Origin of the sequence: Mycobacterium sp. SP-6446 (genome assembly GCF_001954045.1) — a bacterium.
In the GTDB taxonomy this organism is placed as follows: Bacteria; Actinomycetota; Actinomycetes; order Mycobacteriales; family Mycobacteriaceae; genus Mycobacterium.
In genome coordinates this window covers 1-1196 of record NZ_MBEM01000196.1, presented here as the reverse complement: position 1 = coordinate 1196, position 1196 = coordinate 1, and the positions used below count along the sequence as shown (strand labels likewise).

Below are 1196 nucleotides of genomic sequence, written 5' to 3'. Positions count from 1 at the left end.
CGTTGCCGCGCTGTGGCGGCGCGCGCTGGCCCTCGCGGCGGGACTGGGGGCACCACCCGCTTGCGGGGGACGCCCTGACGACGCGCCCTCGGCCGTGTCGATCGCGAGGGCGGCGGGGCCGGATGCCGACACCGCATGCCTGGCCGACGCGATCGGCGACCCCGGGCCGGCCGGGTCGTATTCGGTTGCGGGATATCGGCGGATCACCGCGCTGGCCGCCGAGCTGAGCGCGCTGCGCGCCCACCTCGGCCATTCGCTGCCCGAGCTGGTCGCCGAGGTCCGGCGGGTGCTCGGCGTCGATTGCGAAGCCCGGGCGGCCGCAGGGGCCGGCGCCGGCTGGGCCGGCGCCGAACACCTCGACGCGTTCGCAGACGTGGTCGCCGGCTACGCCGAACGAACGCGGGCCGCGGCGGCCGACACGACGGCGGCGGCGTCGGTCGCGGGCCTGCTGGCCTACCTCGACGCGGCCGAGGTGGTCGAAAACGGCTTGGCCCCTGCCCCATTGACGGCCGCCCGTGACCGGGTCCAGGTCCTCACGGTGCATTCCGCGAAGGGCTTGGAGTGGCAACTGGTGGCGGTCGCACACCTGTCGGGTGGAACCTTTCCGTCGACCGCGTCGCGCAGCAGCTGGCTCACCGACGCCGCGGAGCTGCCGCCGTTGTTGCGTGGGGACCGCGCCTCGGCGGGTGCGCTGGGCATCCCGGTGCTCGACACCTCGGACGTCACCAACCGAAAGCAGCTGTCGGACAAGATCTCCCAGCATCGCCGCCAGCTCGAGCAGCGGCGCGTCGACGAGGAGCGTCGATTGCTGTACGTGGGCATCACCCGGGCCGCGGACACCCTGTTGGTGTCCGGCCACCACTGGGGTCCCACCGGGATGAAACCCCGGGGCCCGTCGGACTTCCTGTGCGAAATCAAGGACATCATCGACCGTTCCACCGCGGCCGGCGAACCGTGCGGGGTGGTGGAACACTGGGCCCCGGCACCGCCCGACGGTGAGCGAAACCCGCTGCGCGACAACGTTATCGAAGCGATCTGGCCCGCGGATCCGCTGGCCTCACGGCGCGGCGATGTCGAACGCGGCGCGGCGCGGGTGGCCGAGGCCATGTCGGCCGGTGCGGTCGCGGCCGGTGCCGACGTCGACGGCTGGACCGCCGACGTCGATGCGTTGCTCGCCGAGCGCGCCCGCTTGGCCC

The 1196-nt window shown here is 73.8% G+C and carries 1 protein-coding gene; it reads left to right on the top strand.

Annotated elements, in window-relative coordinates:
* Nucleotides 1-1196, top strand: a 1196-nt coding sequence (locus A5736_RS17885; protein WP_139333399.1) for a 3'-5' exonuclease, incomplete at both ends; no start/stop codon positions are given.